At 66.8% G+C, this 23,543-nt stretch carries 21 protein-coding genes; 14 read left to right on the top strand and 7 right to left on the bottom strand.

Going from position 1 to position 23,543, the window contains the following annotated elements; genetic code table 11:
• Together ACFFGH_RS15635 and metH are read left to right on the top strand one after the other, a co-directional pair.
• Positions 1-1,098 carry a homocysteine S-methyltransferase family protein gene (locus ACFFGH_RS15635; RefSeq protein WP_386669844.1) on the top strand — a complete coding sequence of 366 codons (1,098 nt, stop codon included), beginning with the start codon at positions 1-3 and terminating at the stop codon, positions 1,096-1,098.
• 43 nt (positions 1,099-1,141) lie between these two features.
• On the top strand, positions 1,142-3,832 hold the full coding sequence (metH, locus tag ACFFGH_RS15630; RefSeq protein ID WP_386669841.1) for a methionine synthase: 2,691 nt from the start codon (positions 1,142-1,144) through the stop codon (positions 3,830-3,832).
• A 73-nt stretch (positions 3,833-3,905) separates the two neighbouring features.
• Here the strand turns inward: metH and ACFFGH_RS15625 are convergent, their stop codons facing one another.
• The 6 genes from ACFFGH_RS15625 to ACFFGH_RS15600 all read right to left on the bottom strand — a co-directional run bounded on the left by ACFFGH_RS15625 (position 3,906) and on the right by ACFFGH_RS15600 (position 8,832).
• Positions 3,906-4,574 (bottom strand): DUF2058 domain-containing protein, encoded by a 669-nt coding sequence (locus ACFFGH_RS15625; protein WP_386669839.1) that lies wholly within the window; start codon positions 4,572-4,574, stop codon positions 3,906-3,908.
• 36 nt (positions 4,575-4,610) lie between these two features.
• Entirely contained in the window at positions 4,611-4,841 is a 231-nt protein-coding gene (locus ACFFGH_RS15620) for a SlyX family protein (protein ID WP_386669836.1), read from the bottom strand.
• Positions 4,838-6,190, bottom strand: coding sequence for a UDP-glucose dehydrogenase family protein (locus ACFFGH_RS15615; protein ID WP_386669834.1), 1,353 nt, complete (start codon positions 6,188-6,190; stop codon positions 4,838-4,840). Before ACFFGH_RS15615 ends, ACFFGH_RS15620 begins: the two co-directional genes overlap by 4 nt.
• Positions 6,191-6,241: 51 nt before the next feature.
• Positions 6,242-7,012 (bottom strand): BamJ family beta-barrel-assembly machinery protein, encoded by a 771-nt coding sequence (gene bamJ / locus ACFFGH_RS15610; RefSeq protein WP_386669833.1) that lies wholly within the window; start codon positions 7,010-7,012, stop codon positions 6,242-6,244.
• 78 nt (positions 7,013-7,090) lie between these two features.
• Positions 7,091-8,074 (bottom strand): FKBP-type peptidyl-prolyl cis-trans isomerase, encoded by a 984-nt coding sequence (locus ACFFGH_RS15605; RefSeq protein WP_386669830.1) that lies wholly within the window; start codon positions 8,072-8,074, stop codon positions 7,091-7,093.
• 173 nt (positions 8,075-8,247) lie between these two features.
• A complete protein-coding gene (locus tag ACFFGH_RS15600; protein WP_386669828.1) occupies positions 8,248-8,832 on the bottom strand; it encodes a glutathione peroxidase in 585 nt (194 codons plus the stop codon).
• Between the two features lie 123 nt (positions 8,833-8,955).
• Between ACFFGH_RS15600 and ACFFGH_RS15595 the strand changes: the two genes are divergently transcribed.
• Genes ACFFGH_RS15595 through ACFFGH_RS15575 form a run of 5 tightly spaced genes read left to right on the top strand, consistent with a single transcriptional unit; the run spans position 8,956 to position 12,192 of the window.
• The gene (locus tag ACFFGH_RS15595) at positions 8,956-9,213 is read left to right on the top strand and encodes a hypothetical protein (RefSeq protein ID WP_386669825.1); all 258 of its coding nucleotides are present in this window, start codon (positions 8,956-8,958) and stop codon (positions 9,211-9,213) included.
• 3 nt (positions 9,214-9,216) lie between these two features.
• Complete coding sequence (locus tag ACFFGH_RS15590) at positions 9,217-9,591, top strand: GntR family transcriptional regulator (RefSeq protein WP_386669822.1); 375 nt, start codon at positions 9,217-9,219, stop codon at positions 9,589-9,591.
• On the top strand, positions 9,588-10,484 hold the full coding sequence (locus tag ACFFGH_RS15585) for an ABC transporter ATP-binding protein (protein WP_386669820.1): 897 nt from the start codon (positions 9,588-9,590) through the stop codon (positions 10,482-10,484). The genes ACFFGH_RS15590 and ACFFGH_RS15585 overlap by 4 nt, the downstream gene beginning before the upstream one ends.
• Entirely contained in the window at positions 10,481-11,530 is a 1,050-nt protein-coding gene (locus tag ACFFGH_RS15580) for a hypothetical protein (protein ID WP_386669818.1), read from the top strand. Before ACFFGH_RS15585 ends, ACFFGH_RS15580 begins: the two co-directional genes overlap by 4 nt.
• A gap of 29 nt (positions 11,531-11,559) precedes the next feature.
• Entirely contained in the window at positions 11,560-12,192 is a 633-nt protein-coding gene (locus ACFFGH_RS15575) for a YggN family protein (protein ID WP_386669816.1), read from the top strand.
• A gap of 83 nt (positions 12,193-12,275) precedes the next feature.
• On the opposite strand, the gene ACFFGH_RS15570 is transcribed toward ACFFGH_RS15575, so the two are convergent.
• Positions 12,276-13,697, bottom strand: coding sequence for a class II fumarate hydratase (locus ACFFGH_RS15570; protein ID WP_386669815.1), 1,422 nt, complete (start codon positions 13,695-13,697; stop codon positions 12,276-12,278).
• 134 nt (positions 13,698-13,831) lie between these two features.
• Between ACFFGH_RS15570 and purB the strand changes: the two genes are divergently transcribed.
• The 7 genes from purB to lpdA all read left to right on the top strand — a co-directional run bounded on the left by purB (position 13,832) and on the right by lpdA (position 23,535).
• Positions 13,832-15,208: an adenylosuccinate lyase gene (gene purB / locus ACFFGH_RS15565; RefSeq protein ID WP_386669812.1), complete on the top strand. Its 1,377-nt coding sequence runs from the start codon at positions 13,832-13,834 to the stop codon at positions 15,206-15,208.
• 33 nt (positions 15,209-15,241) lie between these two features.
• On the top strand, positions 15,242-15,640 hold the full coding sequence (locus ACFFGH_RS15560) for a VOC family protein (protein ID WP_386669809.1): 399 nt from the start codon (positions 15,242-15,244) through the stop codon (positions 15,638-15,640).
• Positions 15,641-15,759: 119 nt separating this feature from the next.
• Complete coding sequence (locus ACFFGH_RS15555; RefSeq protein ID WP_386670261.1) at positions 15,760-16,902, top strand: ribosomal protein uL16 3-hydroxylase; 1,143 nt, start codon at positions 15,760-15,762, stop codon at positions 16,900-16,902.
• Positions 16,899-17,798 carry a GNAT family N-acetyltransferase gene (locus ACFFGH_RS15550; RefSeq protein WP_386669807.1) on the top strand — a complete coding sequence of 300 codons (900 nt, stop codon included), beginning with the start codon at positions 16,899-16,901 and terminating at the stop codon, positions 17,796-17,798. Before ACFFGH_RS15555 ends, ACFFGH_RS15550 begins: the two co-directional genes overlap by 4 nt.
• A 130-nt stretch (positions 17,799-17,928) precedes the next feature.
• Positions 17,929-20,760 (top strand): 2-oxoglutarate dehydrogenase E1 component, encoded by a 2,832-nt coding sequence (locus tag ACFFGH_RS15545; RefSeq protein ID WP_386669804.1) that lies wholly within the window; start codon positions 17,929-17,931, stop codon positions 20,758-20,760.
• A gap of 96 nt (positions 20,761-20,856) precedes the next feature.
• Entirely contained in the window at positions 20,857-22,047 is a 1,191-nt protein-coding gene (gene sucB / locus ACFFGH_RS15540) for a dihydrolipoyllysine-residue succinyltransferase (protein WP_386669802.1), read from the top strand.
• Between the two features lie 60 nt (positions 22,048-22,107).
• The gene (lpdA, locus tag ACFFGH_RS15535; RefSeq protein WP_386669800.1) at positions 22,108-23,535 is read left to right on the top strand and encodes a dihydrolipoyl dehydrogenase; all 1,428 of its coding nucleotides are present in this window, start codon (positions 22,108-22,110) and stop codon (positions 23,533-23,535) included.
• Positions 23,536-23,543: the final 8 nt, after the last annotated feature.

Below are 23,543 nucleotides of genomic sequence, written 5' to 3'. Positions count from 1 at the left end.
ATGCACCGCCTTCCCTGGCTCAACCCGGTCCGCGCCGAAGCCCTGCAGCGCCTGCTGCACGAGCGCATCCTCGTCATTGACGGGGCGATGGGCACGATGATCCAGCAGTACAGCCTCTCGGAGGACGACTACCGTGGCACGCGCTTCGCGCCGGGCTTCGACGTCGCCCACCCGGCCGGGCACGAACACCATGGACAATGCGGCTGCGCCCACGACCAGCGGGGCAACAACGACCTGCTCAGCCTGACGCGTCCGGACATCATCGGCACGATCCACGCCGAGTACCTGGCTGCCGGCGCGGACCTGATCGAAACGAATACGTTCAATTCAACCACGATCTCGCTGGCCGACTACGGACTCGAGCACGTCGCCCGCGAGCTCAACGAAGCGGGTGCGCGCCTGGCGCGTCAGGCGTGCGACGAAGCCGAGGCACGCGACCCGTCCAAGCCCCGCTTCGTGATCGGCGTACTCGGCCCGACCAGCCGCACCGCTTCGCTGAGCCCGGACGTCAACCAGCCCGGCTTCCGCGCGATCACGTTCGACGAGCTGCGCATCGCCTACCGCGAAGCCGCCGACGGGCTGATCGACGGAGGCGCCGACGTGCTGATGGTCGAGACGATCTTCGACACGCTCAACGCGAAAGCCGCGCTGTTCGCGATCGAAGAAGCGTTCGACGGCCGCGGCGCGCGCCTGCCGGTGATGATCTCCGGAACGATCACCGACGCTTCCGGCCGCACGCTGTCGGGCCAGACTGCCGAAGCATTCTGGTACTCGGTGCGCCACGCGCAGCCGCTCGCGATCGGCCTGAACTGCGCGCTCGGCGCGAAGGACCTGCGCGCGCATGTCGACGTGCTGGCGCAGGTCGCCGACGCCCATGTCAGCACGCATCCAAACGCGGGCCTGCCGAACGCGTTCGGCGGCTACGACGAGACGCCCGAGGACATGGCCGCCGTCATCGGCGAGTTCGCGCATGCCGGCCTTTTGAACCTCATCGGTGGCTGCTGCGGCACCACGCCTGCGCATATCGCCGCGATCGCCGAGGCCGTGCGTACGGCCGCGCCGCGGCAGCTTCCCCAGCTTGCGGCCGATGCCGCCTGATGCCGCTTACTGCCGCTTCGAATTACGGACGCACCCGACCGCGATGACTTCCGCACTGCCCCGCTACACCCGGCTCAGTGGGCTCGAGCCCCTGCAGATCACGCCGCAGACGAACTTCGTCAACGTCGGCGAACGCACGAACGTCACCGGCAGCGCCCAGTTCAAGAAGCTGATCCTCGAGGGCCGCTTCGACGAAGCGGTCGTGGTCGCGCGCCAGCAGGTCGAGAACGGCGCGCAGATCATCGACGTCAACATGGATGAAGGCATGCTCGACTCCGAGCGTGCGATGGTCGACTACCTGAACCTGATCGCGGCCGAGCCCGACATCGCGCGCGTGCCGGTGATGGTCGACAGCTCGAAATGGAGCGTGATCGAGGCCGGGCTCAAGTGCCTGCAGGGCAAGGGAATCGTCAACTCGATCTCGATGAAGGAAGGCGAGGCCGAGTTCCTGCGCCAGGCGCGACTGGTGCGCCGCTACGGTGCAGCGGTCGTGGTGATGGCATTCGACGAAGTCGGCCAGGCGGACACCAAGGAGCGCAAGGTCGAGATCTGTTCGCGCGCCTACCGGCTGCTGACCGAAGAAATCGGCTTCCCGCCCGAAGACATCATCTTCGACCCGAACGTCTTCGCGGTCGCGACCGGCATCGAGGAACACAACGATTACGCGGTTGCCTTTATCGAGGCGGCGCGTGAGCTGAAGCAGCGGTTTCCGTACAGCCATATTTCCGGCGGCGTTTCGAACGTTTCATTCTCGTTCCGCGGCAATGAGCCCGTACGTCAGGCGATCCACGTCGTGTTCCTCTACCACGCGATCCGCGCGGGCATGGACATGGGCATCGTCAACGCCGGCGCGCTGCCGCTGTACGACAACCTGGAGCCGGACCTGCGCGAGCGCGTCGAGGATGTCGTGCTCAACCGTCGGCCCGATGCGACCGAACGGCTGCTTGAGATCGCGGACCGGTTCAAAGGTAAGAAAGGCGAAAAGAAGGTCGAGGACCTCGCCTGGCGCGACAAGCCGGTCGACGAGCGCCTCGCACACTCGCTGGTTCACGGCATCGACCAGTACATCGAGACCGATACCGAAGAGGCGCGCGCGCGGTCGACCCGGCCGCTGGACGTGATCGAAGGCCCGCTGATGTCGGGCATGAACGTGGTTGGCGATCTGTTCGGCGCCGGCAAGATGTTCCTGCCACAGGTGGTGAAGTCGGCACGCGTCATGAAGAAGGCGGTCGCCTACCTGCTGCCGTACATCGAGGCCGAGAAGCTCCGCACCGGTGAAGTCGGCAAGTCGAACGGCAAGATCGTCATGGCCACGGTCAAGGGCGACGTGCATGACATCGGAAAGAACATCGTCGGCGTGGTGCTGGCGTGCAACAACTTCGACGTGACCGACCTGGGCGTGATGGTGCCGGCGCAGGTCATCCTCGACCGGGCAAAGGCCGAGAACGCCGATCTGATCGGCCTGTCGGGCCTGATCACGCCTTCGCTCGAGGAAATGAGCCACGTCGCGCGCGAGATGCAGCGCCAGGGTTTCACGATGCCGCTGATGATCGGCGGCGCGACGACCTCGCGTGCGCATACGGCGCTGAAGATCGACCCGCACTACGGCTCCCCGACGGTGTGGGTAAAGGACGCCTCGCGCGCCGTCGGTGTCGCGCAATCGCTGATCTCCGTCGAGCTGCGCGGACCGTTCGTCGCGGCGAATCAGGCCGACTACGCGGAGATCCGCGAACGCCACCGCAACCGTGGTGACGGCAAGCGGCTGGTGTCGCTGGAAAAAGCGCGCGCTCAGCGTTTCGATGGCGGCTGGAACGAGCACGCACCGCCCGCGCCGAAGCAGCCGGGGCTGCACGTGCTCGACGATTACCCGTTGGCCGAGCTCGTCGATTACATCGACTGGACGCCGTTCTTCAATACCTGGGAGCTGGCAGGAAAATATCCGGCAATCCTCACCGACGAGATCGTCGGCACGCACGCGAGCGAGCTGTACCGCGACGCGCGGGCAATGCTTGACCGCATCGTCCGCGAGAAATCGCTGACAGCGAAGGCGGTATTCGGCCTGTGGCCTGCGCGGAGCGTCGGTGACGACGTCGAGGTGGAGACGGCGGATGGCACGACGACGCTGCACTTCCTGCGCCAGCAGGCCGACAAGCCCATCGATCGTCCGGATTTCTGCCTCGCCGACTTCATCGCGCCGAAGGAGTTGGGCGTGCAGGACTGGATCGGCGGCTTTGCGTGCACCGCGGGCATCGGTATCGAGGAGCACGTCGCGCGCTACGAGGCGCAGCACGACGATTACAACGCGATCCTGCTCAAGGCGCTGGCCGATCGGCTCGCCGAGGCGTTCGCCGAGCGCATGCACCAGCGCGTGCGTCGCGAGTTCTGGGGCTACGCCGCGGACGAGGCGCTCGACAATGAGGCGCTGATCGCCGAGCAGTACCGCGGAATCCGCCCCGCTCCCGGATATCCAGCCTGCCCGGAACACAGTGAGAAGGAAACGCTGTTCCGTCTGCTCGACGCCGAGCGCCACACCGGCGTGCGGTTGACCGAGAACTACGCGATGTATCCGACAGCCGCGGTTTCGGGCTACTACTTCAGCCACCCGCGCAGCCAGTACTTCGTCGTGGGCCGCGTTTCGAAGGAACAGGTCGCCGACTACGCGCGCCGCAAACGCGTCGAGCTCGCGCAGGCCGAGCGCTGGCTCGCTTCGAACCTCGACTACGACCCGGAGTAATCGACCTGCGACGGGGTCCGGCGTCCAGCCAGGCGCCGGACGCGCAGTGGCAGGAAGACGTTGCTAACCCGCGTTACCAGACCAGGTCGTCCGGCACCTGATACTTCGGGTCGGCGTAGGGGTCGTCGCCCGCCGGGGCATTCGGATCGACCTTGAGTGCGACGGCAGGCGCGAACACCGCTTCGGCCTGCGCCAGCAGCTCGGCCGTGACGAGCACGTAGCGCCCGTCCATCTGCAGCACCCCCAGCTCGCCTGCGTTAAGCGCCTTGAGCTGGTCAGCCGTGACGTAGATGCGCTTGATCTTGCCGCCGTACGGGAAGTGCCGCGCAATGTCCGCATCCGCGGCATTGAGCGACTTGTCCTTCACCAGCTCCGCGAGGCGCGCACGCGCCTCGCGGCGCTTGCGCGCTTCTTCCTGCTTGGCTGCCTCCGCGGCGATCCGCTCTTCCTTCTCACGCTGGGCGCGGATGGCATACGCCTTGGCGAGATCGATTTCCTCGCGCGTACGCGGCTTACCCTGCTGCGGGCGCCCTTCCGTGCGGGAGTGCGGGCGCGCTTGCCCCGGGCGGTTGTTTCCGCCCGGCGCACCCGGCTTGCCGCCATGCCGCTGGGGCTGCGATGCGCCGCCCGGTCGCGCGTTACCCTGCCCAGGCCGCCCGCTGGGGCGTGCGTCCTTGCGTTCGGGCTTCGGCGCTGGCTTGAAACCCAAGCCGAGGAGTTGGTCGCGCAGGCTGTCGGTCATGGTCTAGCAGTCATCGATGCGGAGAACCGCACGCCTTCAGTAGTGCGGAGGGGGAGGTTCGAGCGCCGCATCGGCCGAGACCGGAGCGGTCGACAAAGCCATGCGCAACTGGCGCACTTCCTCGAGCGTGCGGTGCAGCAGCAACGAGGTTCGTGCCTCTTCGCTGCGCGCCGCGGCGAGCGCATCGCTGAGCTCGCCGAGCGCGTGCTCCTGGAACGCAAGCCGCGTTTCCAGGTCGACCAGCCGTTGCTCGATGTCTGAGGTCATGCAGCCTGCTTGCGGAGTGATCGGCCGCGACCGATACCGTAATAGGCAAGGCCGGCGGCTTCGACTTCCTCGGGATGATAGAGGTTGCGGCCGTCGAAGATCACCCCGTCGGTCAGGACGGTGCGCAGGCGCGAGAAATCCGGGCTGCGGAACTGCTTCCATTCGGTGACCACGACGAGCGCGTCGGCTTCGGCCAGCGCGGCGTTCGCGGAATCGCAGAGCACCAGGTCCTCGCGCGCGCCGTACAGCCCGTGCGTGGCCTCACGTGCCTCCGGGTCGTACGCCCGCACTTTCGCGCCTGCGCGCCAGAGCTGCTCGATCAGTCGCCGGCTCGACGCTTCGCGCATGTCGTCGGTGTTCGGCTTGAACGCCAGACCCCACACCGCGAACGTCTTGCCCTGCAGCGCGGATTCGCCACCGTAATGACGCAGCAGCAGTTCGAACAGGTGGTTCTTCTGACGGTCGTTGACCGCTTCCACCGCATCCAGCAACTCGGTGCGGTACTCGCACTTGAACGCCGTACGCGACAGCGCGCGCACGTCCTTCGGGAAGCACGAGCCGCCATAGCCCGCACCCGGATAGATGAAGTGCCAGCCGATGCGCGGATCCGAACCGATGCCCTGACGCACCATTTCGACATCGGCACCGACACATTCGGCAACGTTGGCGATCTCGTTCATGAAGCTGATCTTCGTGGCCAGCATCGCGTTGGCCGCGTACTTGGTCAGCTCCGCCGAGCGCACATCCATGACGAGGATGCGTTCGTGATTGCGGTTGAACGGCGCGTACAGGCGCTTGAGACGGTCGACGGCCCGCGTGCTGTCGGAGCCGATGATGATGCGGTCGGGGCGCATGCAGTCGTTGACCGCATCGCCTTCCTTGAGGAACTCGGGATTGGAGACCACGTCGAACGCGATGTCCTCGCCGCGTGCTGCCAGTTGCTCGGCAATCACGCTGCGGACGCGGTCCGCCGTGCCGACCGGCACGGTGGACTTGTTGACGATGATCGTCGGGCGCTTGATGTGGGCACCGATCGTGCGCGCCACCTCGACGACGTAGCGCAGATCCGCATCACCATCGCCGTCGGGGGGCGTGCCGACGGCGATGAAGATCACTTCGCCGTGGGCGATGCCGGCTTCCGCATCGGTGGTGAAGCGGAGTCGGCCGGCTTCGTGGTTGGACTGCACCATGGGTTGCAGGCCCGGCTCGTAGATCGGAATGATCCCGTTGTTCAGCTTGTCGATCTTGGCTGCGTCGACGTCGACGCAGACGATGTCGTGACCGACTTCAGCCAGACAGGTGCCGGTGACAAGACCGACATAGCCCGTGCCGAAAAGAGTTGCGCGCATTCGAAGTTCCTGATTGTTCTGATGGTGGCTCTGCGCGCGAAGCCGCCGTGATCAGCCGGCCGGCTGCTTCGCGATGTCGAGCAGTTCGACTTCGAACACCAACGTAGCGTTCGGCGGGATCGGGCCACCGGGCGTGCCCTGCTCGCCATAACCGAGCTTGGACGGGATCCAGAAACGGTACTTGCTGCCCACGTTCATGAGCGGAATGCCTTCCTGCCAGCCGGGCACCATCTGCGGAAGCACGAACGTCGCCGGCTCGCCACGCTCGTAGGAGCTGTCGAACACCTTGCCGTCGAGCAGCATGCCCTTGTAGTGCGCACGCACCGCGTCCGTGGCCTTCGGCTTCGGGCCGGTGCCTTCGCTCAGCACCTGGTACTGCAGGCCCGAGGCGGTGGTCTGTACGCCCGGCTTCTTCGCATTCTCGGCGAGGAACGCCTGGCCCTTGGTCTCGTTCTCCTTCGCCGCCGCCATCATTTTCTGGACCTGCTGCGTCTGCATCTTCTGCGTGAACGCTTCGCGCACCTGCTGCGCCTGCTCCTCGGTCATCAGCGCCTTCTCACCTGCGAGCGAGGCCTTGAGCGCGCGGTTCATCGTGTCCAGGTCGATCTCGTCCTTGACCGGCTCCAGCGACTTCGCCAGGTCCATGCCGACCATGTAGCTCACGCGCTCCTTCTCGGTCGCAAGGCCGGGGATCGCGTTCGGATCCTTCTGCTGCGCGGCGGTGACGGGCTTGTCGGCTGCGTTCTCGGCGTTCTGCTCGCAGCCGGATACGGCGGCGACGGACATCAGCGCGATAAGGGCAACTCGGGGGAAACGGTTCATGCGACTTTCTCCTGGAAAGGCGGGCGCGGGCTTGCGCCGGTCCGGGCCGACGCGCGGCCCGGAAGGGGGTTGGAATCGTCAGTCGAGGATCGACATCAGTTCGACATCGAACATCAACGTCGCATTCGGGCCGATCGGGCCGCCGGGCGTTCCTTTAGCGCCATAGGCCAGGTCGCCGGGAATCCAGAACCGGTACTTCGCACCGACCGGCATCATCGCCACGCCCTCGGTCCAGCCGGGGATTACCTGATTCAAGCCGAACTCGGCGGGCTCGCCGCGCTCGTACGAGCTGTCGAACACGGTGCCGTCCAGCAGCGTGCCGTGGTAGTTCACGCGTACGCGGTCGGTGGGCTTCGGACGTTCGCCGTTGCCTTCGCGCAGCACCATGTACTGCAGGCCGGATGGCGTGGTGAACACGCCTTTGGTTTCCTTGTTCTTCGCGAGGAACGCCGCGCCTTCGGTGCGGTTGCGCTCACCGGCTTCGGCCGCCTGCTGCTGCATCTGCTGCTGCATGCGCTGGCCGAACGCGGTCAGCACCGTGCGGGCCTCTTCCTCCGCGAGCATCGGCTTGCCGCCTTCGAGGGCGGTGCGCAGGCCCTGCAGGAATACGGACATCTCGACTTCGTCCTTGATCGGCGCCAGCGACGGGCCAACCATGTAGCTGCCGACGAGCGTGCCGACCTTCGCCTTGTCGACGGCCGGCGGCTGCGAGCCCGGAGCTGCGCCCGGCACCGGAGTGCCTTCACGCGCTGCGATGCGGGCACGCAGGGCCTGGTCGGTCGCCTGCGCTTCCTGCTGGGTCATCGTCGGCTTGTTACCGGCGAAAATCGAGCGCACTGCCTGTTCCAGCGCCGCGACATCGAGGTCAGGCCCGACGGGCTTGAGGGAATTGCCCACGTCCATGCCGATGGCATAGCTCACTTTCTCGCGGTCGGTCGTCAGCATCGTTTTTTCCTGTTTGACGACGGCAGGACGGTCCTGGGTCGCGTTGGCTTGGGGGAGCGCGACCAGTACGGCCGCGGTGGTCAACAACACGGCCGAGCCGCGCATCAAAGCGTTCATCCGGTATCGCTCCTGTCGGATGCGCCGAGGTCACGGCGCAAGCCCGCTATTGTCATGGCCACGCGAAGTGCGGGCAATCACGTGGAAAATGTGCAGACCGACGGCCTGCGGCGAAGGTTCCTTGGCGGGTCGCGCGTCATTTAGAAAACGGCGAACGCGCGGAAGCTGTCGAGTCAGTGTTCCGCGGTGCCCGGTCGCGGTGCCTTGAGCGCCTTCTCGACCGCGGCCACGATTTCCGGGCTGTCGGGCTTGACCTTGCTGCCCCAGCTCGCGACCACTCGACCGTCCCGGCCCACCAGGTACTTGTGGAAGTTCCAGGCCGGCGCTTGACCCGTGGCGTCGTGCAGCGCGCGGTAGAACGGCGTCGCCCCCTCGCCCACCACGTGCACCTTCTCGAACATCGGGAATTTCACGCCGTAGGTCAGCGTGCAGAACTGTTGGATCTGCTTCTCGTCCTCGAACTCCTGCGCCTTGAAGTCGCCTGACGGAAAGCCGAGCACCGCGAAACCACGCGGTTTATAGCGCGCGTGCATCGCCTCGAGTGCTTCGAACTGGGGCGTGAAGCCGCACTTGCTGGCCGTGTTGACTACCAGCAGCACGTCGCCGCCGTAGGCCTGCCGCAGGTTGACCGGCGTCTTGCCAGCAAGCGGCCGGTAGGAGTGTTCAAGCAGATGGGGAGCGGCCGACGCCGCTCCGCTGACGAGCGCCAGCACGAGCAGTGGGCGGACCAGCGAGCGGGCAAGGGAGGAAGGCGTCACGGCAGGTCTCCGGCAGCGGGGCGGCCGAGTATGCCTTCAGTTGGGTAGCGCGACTGTTGACCCTAAGTATTTCGGTGTTATAGTCACCTACAACACCGGTCTACTAACGAGCAGGACGTTCACATGAACCGCAAGCTCCACAACACTGCTTCGGCGCTGATGGTCCCGGGCACCCTGTTGCTGCTGGCGCTGGTTGCGTCCGCGTCCGACGGCTCCACCCAGGCCCCGGCTGATCCGGCGGCCGTGGCGGTCGCGTCGGCCGCATTGATCACCCCGGTCGCCGACGACGCCGGGGCGGCGCCGAGCGGCAAGTCCGCCCGGGCCAGCCGCATCCGCCACTCGGTGGCGATGCCCTTCTTCTCCTTCGCATCGCGGGGTTGATCCATGACCGCCATCCAATGGAGCGACGGCGCTCCGATCTATCGCCAGCTCAAGGAGCGCGTCATCGCAATGATGCTCGACGGCATCCTCAAGCCCGGCGACGCGTTGCCCTCGGTCCGCCAGGTTGCGGCCGAATACCAGCTCAATCCAATCACCGTCTCGCGCGCCTATCAGGAGCTCGCGGATGAGGCACTCGTCGAAAAACGCAGGGGTCTGGGTATGTACGTCACGGAAGAAGCTGCACGGAAACTGCTGGTCAACGAACGCGAGCGCTTTTTGACCGAGGAATGGCCGCTGGTCCTCGAGCGCATCATGCGCCTGGGGCTGTCGATGGACGATCTGATGAACGCCGCTCCCAAGCAGGCAGGTGCCCAATGAATGCCGCCGCCAACACCCGTTCGACCGATACGCCCTCACCGGTTGTCACCGCCCGCGGCCTTCGCAAGGCCTACAAGAACAAGCTCGCGCTCGACGACACCGCGTTCGATATCCCGGCTGGCCGTATCGTCGGCCTGATCGGCCCGAACGGCGCCGGCAAGACCACCGCGCTGAAGGCGATGCTCGGGCTGATCCCGTTCGATGGCCAGATGAGCGTGCTCGGCCGCGACCCGCGCACCGAACGCGACGAGCTGATGCGCGACGTGTGCTTCATCGCCGACGTCGCCGTGCTGCCGCGCTGGATCCGCGTCAAGGAGGCGATCGAGTTCGTCGCCGGCGTGCATCCGCGCTTCGATGCCGCCCGCTGCGAGCGCTTCCTGGCAGGCACCAAGCTCACACCGGATATGAAGGTGCGTGAGCTGTCCAAGGGGATGATCGTGCAGCTGCACCTCGCGCTCGTCATGGCGATCGACGCCAAGCTGCTCGTGCTCGACGAGCCCACGCTCGGTCTCGACATCCTCTACCGCAAGCAGTTCTACCAGCGCCTGCTGGAGGATTACTTCGACGAGGAAAAGACGATCCTCATCACCACGCACCAGGTGGAGGAAGTCGAGCACATCCTCACCGACGTGATGTTCATCCGCGACGGCAAGATCGTGCTCGACACCGACATGGATTCGCTCGGTGGCCGCTATACCGAGCTGCTGGTCGCCGGTGACCGTCTCGACCAGGCCCGCGCGCACAACCCGATCGACGAGCGCTCGCTGCCGTTCGGCAAGACCGTGATGCTGTTCGACGGCGTCTCGCATGACCAGCTTGCCGCACTCGGCGAAACCCGCACACCGGGCCTGGCCGACCTGTTCGTCGCCACCATGAAGGGGACCTACGCATGAACGCCGCCATCGACACCCTGCCCGCGCGAGCGCCGGTTGCCGCGCCGCACTCCACGCAAAAGTTCAAGCTGCTGCTCAAGCGCGAGTTCTGGGAGCACAAGGGTGGCTTCTTCTGGGCGCCGCTTGTGGCCGGCGGCGTCTTCCTGCTGCTGACGCTGATGGGCCTGATCATGGCCGAGGTGGCCGGTCGCCGCGTTGCGGATCAGAACATCAAGATCGACGGCGAGCAGATCACGATCGGCGCGCTGGATCTCGGCAAACTCACCTCGAAGATCGGCCCTGAGGAAATGCGCCAGGTGGCCGGCGCGGTCGACCTGAGCCTGTACACCGCCGCTGGCTGGGGCCTGCTCGTGCTCGCGTTCGTGGTGTTCTTCTACTGCCTGGGTTCGCTGTACGACGACCGCAAGGACCGCAGCGTTCTGTTCTGGAAGTCGCTGCCGCTGTCGGACACGCAGACCGTTCTGTCGAAGGTCGCAAGCGCGACGGTCGTCGCCCCGGTGCTCGCGGTGGTCGCAGGCCTGATCACGATGCTCGGCTTCCTCGTGCTGGCCAGCGTGTTCGTGATGCTGCACGGCGGCAACCCCATCACCCTGCTCTGGGGTCCGGGCAGCCCGCTGTTGATCGCCGCGACCATGCTTGCCGCGGTCCCGGTCTACGCACTCTGGGTGCTGCCCACGGTGGGCTGGCTGATGTTCTGCTCGGCCTGGGCCCGCAGCAAGCCCTTCCTCTGGGCGCTAATGGTGCCGGTGTTTGCCGGGATATTCGTGAGCTGGTTCGACCTGATGCAGCTGTTCGACCTGGAAACGAGCTGGTTCTGGAAGAACATCGTGGCGCGCTCACTGCTGAGCGTGATGCCGGGCAGCTGGTTCGACGTGGCCTCGCTGGGCGCCACGGACCTCGATGGCCCCGCCGCCGTGCATCACCTGATCAACCTGCGCTCGATCTATTCGGTGCTCGGCACCGCGCAACTCTGGCTCGGCGTACTCGCCGGCGCCGCCCTCATCGCGGCCAGCATCCGCCTGCGCCGGTGGCGCGACGAAGGCTGAACCCTGTTTCCCACTTCCGGAGTCGTGCCATGAAACGCATCCATCTGTCACTCCTCACTCCGCTGCTCGCGACGGCAATGCTCAGCGCCTGCGCGCAGCCCTCCAACCCCGCTTCGGCCGCGGCCGGGCAACCCGCGGATGGCACCATCGCCCGCGCGGTCGACGAGGCCGTCACCGAGGCGCGCCGCGAGATCCACGAAGGCAACATCACGCTCTCGAACGATGGCCCGGGCGGCGCCAAGGCCGAGATCACGCCGCAGGGCGATTTCCTGATCGACGGCCGCAAGGTCGGCGTCACCCCGGCCCAGCGGGCGCTGCTGCTCGAGCACCGCAGCCGAGTGGCCGCGGTCGCCGAGGCGGGCATGCAGGTCGGGCTCAAGGGTGCCGAACTTGCGACCATCGCGATGAAGGAAGCGGCCAGGGGCCTGCTGTCCGGCGATTCGACGTCGGTCGAAGCAAAGGTCGAAGCCGAGGCAGCGAAGATCCAGGGCTCGGCGTTGCAGCTGTGCGGCCACCTGCCGGCCCTGCTTGCATCGCAGCAGAAACTTGCCGCGGCGCTCCCCGAGTTCAAGCCCTACGCGACGATGACGCAGGCCGATGTCGACGACTGCAAGGCGGACGTCAAGAAGGACATGGTGGCCGAGAACGCGGCCGCGGGCTGAGCTCGACCGCGACTGCCGCGCCAGTACGACCGGCCCGGAAACGCCCGCTTCGGCGGGCGTTTCCGTTTCGACGCGCGGCTATCTCAGCCGCCTCCGGCGCCCGCCGCCTGGATACCACCCTTCGTCAGCGCCGCCGGATCGAGCAGCCGCTTGAGCTCGGCGATCGGCAGGCCCGTCGCCTCGCGCGCAACGTCGAGCACGGGGCGGCCTTCGCGATACGCCTGTTTCGCGATCGCCGCCGCCTTCTCGTAGCCGATCACGGGGTTGAGCGCCGTCACGAGGATCGGGTTCCGGTCCAGCGCCTCGCGGACGCGGTCGTTCCGCACCTGCAGGTCGGCAATCGCCTGGTCGGCGAGTACACGCATCGCATTCGACAGCAGTGCAATCGAATCGAGCAGGTCGTACGCGATCAGCGGCAGCATCACGTTGAGCTGGAAATTGCCGCTCTGTCCCGCAACAGTGACCGCGACGTGGTGGCCCATCACCTGCGCGCAGACCATCGCTACCGCCTCGGGGATCACCGGGTTGACCTTGCCCGGCATGATCGAGCTGCCCGGCTGCAACGCCGGCAGTTCGATCTCGCCGAGGCCGGCGAGCGGACCGGAGTTCATCCAGCGCAGGTCGTTGGCGATCTTCATCAGCGCGACCGCGAGCGCATTGAGCTGGCCGGAAAGCTCCACCGCGTCGTCCTGCGCAGCCAGCCCCTCGAAGCGGTTGTCGGCCGATTCGAACCGACTCTTCGTTAGCGCGGACAGGCTCTTGGCCATTGCCGGGCCGAACCGCGGGTCCGCATTGATGCCCGTACCGATCGCGGTGCCACCGATCGGAAGCCGGCGCAGGCGCTTGAGCGCGTCTTCGATGCGCGCCTCGGCCGACGCAAGCTGCGCGGCCCAGGTGCCGAACTCCTGCCCGAACGTCAGCGGCATCGCATCCATGAGGTGCGTGCGCCCGGTCTTGGTCACCTTCGATAGCGCGCGCGCCCGGCGCTCGATCGTGCGCCGCAGATGCTTGAGCGCCGGCAGCAGCGACTCGGTCGTGGCGAGCTGGGACGAGACGCGGATAGCCGTCGGGATGACATCGTTCGAGCTCTGCCCGAGGTTGACGTGATCGTTTGGATGCACGCGCACGCGACCTGCGTTTGAGGCGAGCGCGGCAATCACCTCGTTGGCATTCATGTTGCTCGACGTGCCCGAGCCGGTCTGGAACACGTCGACCGGGAACTGCGCATCATGCTCGCCTTCTGCCACGCGCAATGCCGCACTGCGGATTGCGGTTGCGGCGCCCTTGCCGAGCAGGCCGAAGCGGCCGTTGACGTCAGCTGCGGCCGCCTTGATCAGCCCCAGCGCACGGATGAACTCGCGCGGCATCCTGCGCCCGGAGATCGGAAAGTTCTGCACCGCGCGCTGTGTCTGGGCGCCCCAGAGCGCATCCTTCGGCACCTGCAGCTCGCCCATGCTGTCGCGCTCGATGCGCGAGCCTCGGGCTCCTTCCGCGGACTTGGCCATGGTCGATTCCTGTTGGAAAGCGCCGAGCATACGGTCGCCGATGTCAGCGAGCCGTAGCGCGGCCGGCCGCACTCCGCGGGCCGCGCCGGGCGCCCGCCTGTAGAATCACGCCCCCAATCCCACGCGCGCCGTCCATGTCCGCCCACGTCGAATCCCAGCTGCTCGCCCTTTCGCCGCTTGACGGCCGCTATGCCGGCAAGGTCGATGCGTTGCGGCCGATCTTCTCCGAGTTCGGGCTGATCCGCGCCCGTGTGCGCGTCGAGGTTGAGTGGCTGCTTGCGCTCGCAGCCGACCCGGCGATCGCCGAACTGCCCGCGTTTTCCGACGCAGCCGTCGCGCGCTTGCGCGCACTGGCCGATGGTCTCGGCGTGCAGGACGCGGCACGAGTGAAGGAAATCGAGCGGACCACGAATCACGACGTCAAGGCCGTCGAATACCTGATTAAGGAGCGACTCAAGGACGATGCCGAGCTCGGCCCCGCGCTGGAGTTCGTGCACTTCGCATGCACCAGCGAGGACATCAACAACCTCAGCTACTCGCTGATGCTGCGCGAGGCGCGCGACAGCGTGCTGCTGCCCAAGCTGGACGAACTGATCGGAAAGCTGCGCGCGATGGCGCACGAGCACGCGGGCCTGCCGATGCTGTCGCGTACGCACGGCCAGACCGCATCACCGTCAACGGTGGGCAAGGAACTGGCGAACGTCGTCGCCCGCCTGCAGCGCCAGCGCGACGTACTGGTTGCGCTGCCGATGCCGGGCAAGATCAATGGCGCGGTCGGCAACTACAACGCGCATGTCTCGGCGTATCCCGACATCGACTGGCCGGCGTTCTCGCAGCGGTTCGTGCAGTCGCTCGGCCTCGACTGGCAGCCCTACACCACGCAGATCGAGCCGCATGACGGCATCGCCGAACTCTGCGACGCACAGAAACGCATCGATACGATCGCGATCGACCTGTGCCGCGACATCTGGGGCTATATCTCGCTCGGCTACTTCAAGCAGGCGGTCAAGGCCGGCGAAGTTGGCAGCTCGACGATGCCGCACAAGGTCAACCCGATCGACTTCGAGAATGCCGAAGGAAACTTCGGCATCGCGAATGCGCTGCTCGAGCATTTCGCGGTCAAGCTGCCGATCAGCCGCTGGCAGCGCGACCTCACCGACTCCACGGTGCTGCGCGCGCTTGGTACCGCGTTCGGCCACGCGCTGATCGGTTTCGATGCGTTGCTGCGCGGCCTCAACAAGCTCTCGGCGAACCCCGAGCGCCTGGCGGCCGACCTCGATGCCTCGTGGGAAGTGCTGGCCGAAGCCGTGCAGACGGTCATGCGCCGTCACGGCCTGCCGAATCCCTACGAGCAGCTCAAGGCGCTCACGCGCGGCCAAGGCATCAACGAAGCTTCGATGCGCGAGTTCATCGGCACGCTCGACCTGCCCGAGGACGCGAAGCAGCGGCTGCTCGAGATGACGCCGGCCAGCTACACCGGCCTGGCCGAACAGCTCGCTCGCGAAGTCTGAGTTGCGTCGGCACCCTGCGGCTGGAGATCCACGATGAGGTTGCTGCTCAACATCGACGTGCCGGACCTCGGCCAGGCCGAACGGTTCTACAACGCGGCGTTCGGCCTCGAAGCTGCGCGCCGTTTCGGGACCGACGCGGTCGAGATGGTCGGCGCCGACATAGCGATCTACCTGCTGCGCAAGGATGCCGGTACGCCGGGCGCGGACGGCGCGCTTCGCACCTATGCGCGCCACTGGACGCCGCTGCATTGCGATCTGGTCGTCGATGATCTCGGCACTTCGCTGATCCGCGCGGTCGCCGCGGGCGCGGTGCAGGAAGGCGTCGTCCGCGAAGCCGGATGGGGTCGCATCGTCCAGCTTGCCGACCCCTTCGGTCACGGCTGGTGCCTGTTGCAGTTTCTTGGCCGCGGTTACGACGAGATCGCCACATGACCCGCAAGACGCCCTCCACATCCACTCGCCCCGCGGCGTCCGCCCGTGCGAAGACCAGACCCGCGCGCGCCAGTGAGCCGAAGATCGAGATCGACGGATCGCGTCGCCCGCCGCTGGGGATGCCGGCCGCCACGTTCCTGCGCGACTGCTGGCAGAAGCGTCCGCTGCTGATCCGCAATGCGTTTCCGGGCTTTGTCTCGCCTATCGAGCCCGAGGACCTGGCCGGTCTGGCCTGCGAGGACGCCGCGCTGTCGCGCCTGATCAGCCACGATCGCAGCCGCGACGGCTGGCAGGTGCGGCACGGTCCTTTCGACGAGGCCGAGTTCCCCGGTATGCCGGACCACGATTGGACCCTGCTCGTGCAGGACGTGGACAAGTGGGACGCTGACGTCGCCGCGCTGCTGGAATCGTTCGATTTCCTGCCGCGCTGGCGCATCGACGACGTAATGGTGTCGTTCGCGGCGCCCGGTGGCTCGGTCGGCGCCCACGTCGACCAGTACGACGTGTTCTTGCTGCAGGCGCATGGCCGCCGTCGCTGGCAGATCGACGCATCCGACGCGCCGCCGATCGCGTTCCGAGATGATGTCGAACTCAAGCTGCTGCGCCAGTTCAACCCGACACACGAATGGGTGCTGGAGCCAGGCGACATGCTGTACCTGCCGCCGGGCGTGCCGCACCACGGCGTCGCCGAGGATGCGTGTCTTACGTTCTCGATCGGCATGCGCGCACCATCGGCCGCGGAGCTGCTGGGCGATTTCGTGGACGCGCTCGCGAGCGAGGCGGACGAGTCCCTGCGCTACCGCGACCCCGATTTGGGCGTGCCCCGCGACCCGTTCGAGATCGACGCGACAGCGATGGGTCGCGTCGTCGAAGCGCTGAACGCGCTGCGCATGAACGACCCGGACCGCCTCGGCGACTGGTTCGGCCGGTTCATCACCCAGTACCGCAGCGCCGGCGCCGTAATGCCCGACGACGCGCCGCTCTCCGCCGATCGGGTCGGACAGGCCCTCGGCGCTGGCGCCACCCTCTATCGCCATCCGTTCTCGCGCCTGGCTTGGCGCAAGGCCATGCGCGGAGCGCGGCTCTACGTCAGCGGACAGGTGTTCGAGGTGCCGGTGGCCGACGCCCGACTCATCGCGAACGCCGCGACGCTGGACATGGCGGCGTTCGCGGCGCTCTCGGTCCGCGGCCGCGACTGCGTGTCGGAGCTGCTGCGCTCGGGTCACTACCAGCCGGTCGACGAGTCGGACATCGACCAATGAGTCCCACGTTCGACGTCGCGCTCGTCCCGTTCGAGGCCGCGCGAAGCGAGCTCCATGCGGTGCGCGAGACGGTCTTCATCCGCGAGCAGGGCGTGCCGGCCTCGATCGAGCGCGACGCGCTGGACCCGCTGTGCGTGCATGTGCTGGCGCGTTCGCAGGACGGAACTCCAATCGGGACCGGGCGGCTTACGCCCGAGCGCCGGATCGGCCGCATGGCCGTGCTAGGCGACTGGCGCGGTCGCGGCGTTGGCGAGGCGATGCTGGCCTTACTGGTGGAAGCCGCGCGCGTGGCGGGCTGGCCTGAGGTCAGCCTGCACGCGCAGGCCTCGGCCATCGATTTCTACCGCCGCAACGGATTCCTGCCGTCCGGGCCGCGTTTCGAAGAGGCCGGCATCGAGCATCAGTCGATGCACCGCGCGCTTGCGGGGCCTGCGGCCGTCGAGGACCGCGAGCAGGCGACCGCGATGTTGCTCGGCCTCATCGCCGGCACGCGCCGCACGTTGCGGATCTATTCGCGCGAGCTCGATTCGGGCCTGCTCGACTCGTCCGACGTCGTGGGCGCTTTGCGCCGGCTGGCGGTTCGCGGCGGGGAGACCCGGATCCTGCTGCAGGACCCGGACGCCCCGCGGCGCGCGCTCGCCCCGCTGATCGGCCTGTCCCAGCGCCTGCCCAGCTCGTTCTTGTTCCGCGCGGTCGAAGACCCGGTGGACCTCGCCTACCCGTCGGCATTTGCCGTGAACGACGCGGACGGCTGGTATTTCCGCCCGCTCGGTCACCGCATCGACGGCGAGGGTCGCATCGATTCAGGGCCGCGCGCGCGCGAACTGCGCAACAGCTTCGACCCGGTCTGGGAGCGCTCGCGCATCTGTACCGAGTTCAGGGCACTGGGGATCTAGCAATTCATCCTGCCCTTCAGCCCGCCGTCTGCCGGGGTGGGGCTATAATTCCGCTCCTTTCGCCTGAATGGCGCTGCGGCTGAGCGCTCGGGCTTCCCCGCCTCCCCTTTCGAGTTTCCCGATCGCCATCGTGGACAGCCTCCTGAAGCAGTTCTCCAAGTCCTCCCAGCTCGGCGCCAATGCCGCCTTCATCGAGGACCTGTACGAGCAGTACCTGGTCTCGCCGGACAGCGTGTCGCCGCAGTGGAAAGCGTATTTCGACGGCTTCAAGGGTCGCGAAGCGGGCGACGTACCGCATTCGCCGGTGATCGATGCGATCGCGGAGGCCGGCAAGGCCGCTGCGCGCGGCGTAGTCGCCACCTCGCAGGCTGCCGGTGACGAGCGCGAGCGCCATGTGGGACGCCTGATCACGGCGTACCGCTCGCGCGGCCATCTCGCAGCCGACATCGATCCGCTCGACATGTGGCAGAAGCCCGATGCGCCGGATCTGTCGCTCGGGTTCCACCACCTGTCGGATTCCGACCTGTCGTCGGAGTTCAGCACGGGCGGCGTCGGCGGGCAGGACCGCATGAAGCTCGGCGACCTGCTCGCCCTGCTCAAGGCGACCTACACCGGCCCGATCGGTGCAGAGTTCATGCACATCAGCGACGTCGAACAGCGCCGCTGGATGTACGAGCGACTCGAACGTGCCGGCGGCCGCTTCAATCGCACGGCCGAAGACAAGAAGCGCATTCTCGAGCGCTTGGTCGCGGCGGACGGCCTGGAACGCTACCTGGGCACGAAGTACGTCGGCCAGAAGCGCTTCTCGCTGGAAGGCGGCGACGCGCTGATCCCGTTGCTCGACACCACGATCCGCCGCGCCGGCGAACAGGGCGTCAAGGATGTCGTGATCGGCATGGCCCACCGCGGCCGCCTCAACGTGCTCGTCAACACGCTCGGCAAGCCGCCGCGCCATCTGTTCGACGAGTTCGAAGGCAACTTCGAACACGTGCACAGCGACCTCGCGCACCAGGGCGACGTGAAGTACCACATGGGCTTCTCGGCGAACGTCGCCACGCCCGGCGGACCGGTGCACCTGGCGCTGGCGTTCAACCCGTCGCATCTCGAAATCGTCGACCCGGTGGTTGCGGGCTCGGTGCGCTCGCGCCAGACGCGCCGCGGCGAGAACGGTCGCGCGCAGGTACTGCCGATCCTCATGCACGGCGACGCCGCATTCGCGGGCCAGGGCGTGGTGATGGAGCTGTTCCAGATGTCGCAGGCGCGCGGTTTCGCGGTCGGCGGCACCGTGCACATCGTCATCAACAACCAGGTCGGCTTCACGACCAGCGAGCGTCAGGACGCGCGTTCGACGCTCTACTCGACCGACGTCGCGAAGATGGTTGCCGCCCCCGTGCTGCACGTGAACGGCGACCACCCCGAAGCAGTCGTGTTCTGCGCCGAACTCGCGCTCGACTTCCGGAACACCTTCGGTCGCGACATCGTGATCGACCTGGTCTGCTACCGCCGCCACGGCCATAACGAGGCCGACGAGCCAGCGGCGACGCAGCCGCTGATGTACCAGAAGATCCGCAAGCACAAGACCCCGCGCGAGCTCTACGCTGACAAGCTCATCACCGAAGGCACAGTCAATGCCGAGCAGGTGCAGGCGGTCGTCGACGGCTATCGCGCCAAGCTCGACGAAGGCGCGGTCACTACCGATCTGGTCGAGGTGACGCCGGACGAGTTCGCGATCGATTGGTCGAAGTACGTGAAGGGCCGCATTACTGACGCCGTCGACACCACCGTCGACCGTGCACGCGTCGATCGCCTCGCCACGCAGATCAACACGATTCCCGAGCGCATCAAGCTGCATGCGCGCGTGGCGAAGATCTACGACGACCGCCGCAAGATGGCCGCGGGCGAACTGCCGGCCGACTGGGGCTTCGCGGAGAACCTCGCATACGCGACGCTGCTCGACGAGGGCTACAAGCTGCGCCTCGTGGGCCAGGATTCCGGCCGCGGCACGTTCTTCCATCGCCACGCGATCCTGCACGAGCAGGCGAGCGACGAGTACTACCTGCCGCTGCGCGAGCTGGTGCAGAAGCCGTCCGACGTGACGATCATCGACTCGCTGCTCAGCGAAGAAGCGGTCATGGCGTTCGAGTACGGCTACGCCAGTGCCGACCCGACCACGCTCGACATCTGGGAAGCGCAGTTCGGCGATTTCGCAAACGGCGCGCAGGTCGTCATCGACCAGTTCCTCTCGTCCGGCGAGGCCAAGTGGGGCCGCCTGTGCGGGCTGGCGCTGTTCCTGCCGCATGGCTATGAAGGCCAGGGTCCGGAGCACAGCTCCGCACGCCTCGAACGGTTCCTGCAGCTGTGCGCGCAGGGCAACATGCTGGTGTGCACGCCGACGACGCCGGCCCAGGCGTACCACATGATCCGTCGCCAGATGCACATGAGCACGCGCAAGCCGCTGGTGGTGATGACGCCGAAGTCGCTGCTGCGCCACAAGCTTGCGGTGTCGTCGCTAGACGAACTGGCGAGCGGCAGCTTCCAGACGCTGATTCCGGATCATTCGGCCGACCAGGCAAAGGTCAGCCGCGTGGTGGTCTGCGGTGGCAAGGTCTACTACGACCTGTTCGAAGACATGCAAAAGCGCGGCGCGACCGATGTCGCCCTGATCCGCGTCGAGCAGCCGTATCCGTTCCCGCGCGCCGAGCTGAGGGCGGAGCTCGCGAAGTATGGCGCCGCCCCTGACGTCATCTGGTGCCAGGAAGAGCCGATGAACCAGGGTGCGTGGTACCAGATCCGCCACCACCTGACCGCCTGTCTCGCCACGAACCAGACGCTGCACTACGCGGGTCGCGAACGTTCGCCGTCTCCTGCGGCCGGCCACTTTGCCGACCACGTCGAGGAGCAGAACCGCCTGATCGCCGACGCGCTGGTCAACCCGCCACGCGGCGAAGACTGCGCCGAATGACCCGACAGGCCCGGCCGCCGCATCAGCGGCGCCGGGCCCTGTCGTCTATCGCTTTCCGAAGTCCGGACACACCTTCAAATCAAGGACGCCGTCCCCATGAGCACCGAAATCAAAGTTCCCGTCCTGCCCGAGTCGGTTTCCGACGCGACGATCGCGACCTGGCACAAGAAGCCGGGTGACGCGGTCAAGCGCGACGAGAACATCGTCGATCTCGAAACCGACAAGGTCGTGCTCGAGGTGCCGTCGCCGGTGGATGGCGTGCTCAAGGAGATCAAGTTCGAGACGGGCGCAACGGTGAACAGCCAGCAGGTCATCGCGATCGTCGAAGCCGGTGCCGCTGCAGCCGCGCCCGCCCCGACCGAAGCACCGAAGGCCGAGCAGGCACCGGCCCAGGCCGCCGCAAAGCCCGCCGCATCGCAGCAGACCGCTGGCGGCAATGTCGAACTTCCGCCGGGCGCCCGCGCAACCGCGGCCCGCGAAAACGTCGATCCGTCGCAGGTCGCTGGCACCGGCCGCCACGGTGCGGTCACCAAGGAGGACATCGTCAACTACGCGAAGGCCGGCGGCGCTGGCGTCGCAGGTGGTGCACGTCCGGAAGAGCGCGTGCCGATGACGCGCATGCGCGCGCGCATCGCCGAGCGCCTGATGCAGTCGAAGAACTCCATCGCGATGCTCACCTCGTTCAACGAGGTCAACCTCGCCAAGGTCATGGAGATGCGCAAGGAGCTCCAGGACGACTTCGTCAAGGCGAACGGCATCAAGCTCGGCTTCATGAGCTTCTTCGCGAAGGCCGCCGCGAATGCGCTGCAGCGTCACCCGATCATCAACGCCTCGGTCGACGGGAACGACGTGATCTATCACGGCTACGCCGACATCTCGATTGCGGTCTCGACCGAAAAGGGCCTGGTGACGCCGGTGCTGCGCAACGTCGAGCGCATGTCGTTCGCCGACATCGAAAAGGGCATCGCCGACTACGCGAAGAAGGCGCGCGACGGCAAGCTGGGCCTGGAAGACCTGCAGGGCGGCACGTTCACGATCACCAACGGCGGTACGTTCGGCTCGCTGATGTCGACCCCGATCGTCAACCCGCCGCAGAGCGCGATCCTCGGCATGCACGCGATCAAGGAACGCGCGATCGTCGAGAACGGCCAGGTCATCGCTGCGCCGATGATGTACATCGCGCTGAGCTACGACCACCGCATCATCGACGGCAAGGACGCGGTGCTGTTCCTGGTCGACATCAAGAACCAGCTCGAGAACCCGCACCGCATGCTGCTGGGCATGTAATGCCCACCTGAGCCCCTCGACACCGAGGGGCTTTCTGCACTTGGCGAACAAGGAAAAGAGATGAGCGAACAGCAGAACTTCGACGTCGTCGTGATCGGCGCCGGCCCGGCCGGCTACCACGCCGCGATCCGCGCCGCCCAGCTGGGCCTGAAGACCGCGTGCATCGACGCAGCACTCGGCAAGGACGGCAAGCCCGCGCTTGGCGGCACCTGCCTGCGCGTGGGCTGCATCCCGTCGAAGGCGCTGCTCGACAGCTCGCGCCAGTTCTGGAACATGCACCACATCTTCGGCGACCACGGCATCGCGTTCGACAACGCGAAGATCGACGTCAACGCGATGGTTGGCCGCAAGGACAAGATCGTCAAGCAGTTCACCGGCGGCATCGCAGCGCTGTTCAAGGCGAACAAGATCGCCGCGTTCTACGGCTTCGGCCAGCTGCAGCCGGGCAACGTCGTGCGCGTCAAGCAGCACGACGGTTCCGAGGTCGAGCTCAAGGGCACGAACGTGATCATCGCGGCCGGCTCGGAGTCGATCGAGCTGCCGTTCGCAAAGTTCGGCGAGCACATCGTCGACAACGTCGGCGCGCTGGACTTCACCGAGGTGCCGAAGCGCCTGGGCGTGATCGGCGCGGGCGTGATCGGCCTTGAGCTGGGCAGCGTGTGGAATCGCCTTGGCGCCGAGGTCGTGATCCTCGAGGCGATGCCGAGCTTCCTTGCAGCTGCGGACGGCGAAGCGGCGAAGGTCTCCGCGCGCGAGTTCAAGAAGCAGGGCCTCGACATCCGTCTCGGTGCGAAGGTCGCCACGACCGAGGTCAAGGCCGACGGCGTGCACGTGACCTACAACGACGCGAAGGGCGAGCAGACGATCATCGTCGACAAGCTGCTGGTCGCCGTGGGCCGCAAGGCCGCTACGCGCGGCCTGCTGGCCGATGGCACCGGCGTCCAGCTCAACGAGCGCGGCCAGATCGTGGTCGACGAGCACTGCCACACCGGCGTCGACGGCGTGTGGGCGGTCGGCGACTGCGTGCGCGGCCCGATGCTGGCGCACAAGGGCTTCGAGGAAGGCATCGCGGTGGCTGAGCTCATCGCCGGGCTGCCGGGCCACGTCAACTTCGAGACGATCCCGTGGGTGATCTACACCGAGCCGGAAATTGCCTGGGTCGGCCGCACCGAGGAGCAGCTCAAGGCCGACGGCGTGCCGTACAAGGCCGGCAGCTTCCCGTTCGCGGCGGTGGGCCGCGCGGTCGCGATGGCCGAGCCGGCGGGTTTCGTGAAGGTGCTCGCGCACGCTGAGACCGACCGGATCCTCGGCATGCACCTGGTCGGCGCGAACGTGTCCGAGCTCGTGCATGAAGGCGTGCTCGCGATGGAGTTCAACGGCTCGGCCGAAGATCTCGCGCGCATCTGCCACGCGCATCCCAGCCTGTCCGAGGCCGTGCACGACGCGGCGATGGCGGTCGACAAGCGCGCGATCCACAAGGCGAACTGACGGCTGCC

It is taken from the genome of Lysobacter korlensis (assembly GCF_042434515.1).
The sequence above is the reverse complement of the archived record's forward strand: the minus strand, read 5'-3'. Positions and strand labels throughout refer to the sequence as shown.

Coding starts and splice junctions, on each gene's coding strand:
- ACFFGH_RS15635 (WP_386669844.1), top strand. CDS start 1: ATGCACCGCCTTCCCTGGCTCAACCCGGTCCGCGCCGAAGCCCTGCAG.
- metH (WP_386669841.1), top strand. CDS start 1,142: ATGACTTCCGCACTGCCCCGCTACACCCGGCTCAGTGGGCTCGAGCCC.
- ACFFGH_RS15625 (WP_386669839.1), bottom strand. CDS start 4,574: ATGACCGACAGCCTGCGCGACCAACTCCTCGGCTTGGGTTTCAAGCCA.
- ACFFGH_RS15620 (WP_386669836.1), bottom strand. CDS start 4,841: ATGACCTCAGACATCGAGCAACGGCTGGTCGACCTGGAAACGCGGCTT.
- ACFFGH_RS15615 (WP_386669834.1), bottom strand. CDS start 6,190: ATGCGCGCAACTCTTTTCGGCACGGGCTATGTCGGTCTTGTCACCGGC.
- bamJ (WP_386669833.1), bottom strand. CDS start 7,012: ATGAACCGTTTCCCCCGAGTTGCCCTTATCGCGCTGATGTCCGTCGCC.
- ACFFGH_RS15605 (WP_386669830.1), bottom strand. CDS start 8,074: ATGAACGCTTTGATGCGCGGCTCGGCCGTGTTGTTGACCACCGCGGCC.
- ACFFGH_RS15595 (WP_386669825.1), top strand. CDS start 8,956: ATGAACCGCAAGCTCCACAACACTGCTTCGGCGCTGATGGTCCCGGGC.
- ACFFGH_RS15590 (WP_386669822.1), top strand. CDS start 9,217: ATGACCGCCATCCAATGGAGCGACGGCGCTCCGATCTATCGCCAGCTC.
- ACFFGH_RS15585 (WP_386669820.1), top strand. CDS start 9,588: ATGAATGCCGCCGCCAACACCCGTTCGACCGATACGCCCTCACCGGTT.
- ACFFGH_RS15580 (WP_386669818.1), top strand. CDS start 10,481: ATGAACGCCGCCATCGACACCCTGCCCGCGCGAGCGCCGGTTGCCGCG.
- ACFFGH_RS15575 (WP_386669816.1), top strand. CDS start 11,560: ATGAAACGCATCCATCTGTCACTCCTCACTCCGCTGCTCGCGACGGCA.
- ACFFGH_RS15570 (WP_386669815.1), bottom strand. CDS start 13,697: ATGGCCAAGTCCGCGGAAGGAGCCCGAGGCTCGCGCATCGAGCGCGAC.
- purB (WP_386669812.1), top strand. CDS start 13,832: ATGTCCGCCCACGTCGAATCCCAGCTGCTCGCCCTTTCGCCGCTTGAC.
- ACFFGH_RS15560 (WP_386669809.1), top strand. CDS start 15,242: ATGAGGTTGCTGCTCAACATCGACGTGCCGGACCTCGGCCAGGCCGAA.
- ACFFGH_RS15555 (WP_386670261.1), top strand. CDS start 15,760: ATGCCGGCCGCCACGTTCCTGCGCGACTGCTGGCAGAAGCGTCCGCTG.
- ACFFGH_RS15550 (WP_386669807.1), top strand. CDS start 16,899: ATGAGTCCCACGTTCGACGTCGCGCTCGTCCCGTTCGAGGCCGCGCGA.
- sucB (WP_386669802.1), top strand. CDS start 20,857: ATGAGCACCGAAATCAAAGTTCCCGTCCTGCCCGAGTCGGTTTCCGAC.
- lpdA (WP_386669800.1), top strand. CDS start 22,108: ATGAGCGAACAGCAGAACTTCGACGTCGTCGTGATCGGCGCCGGCCCG.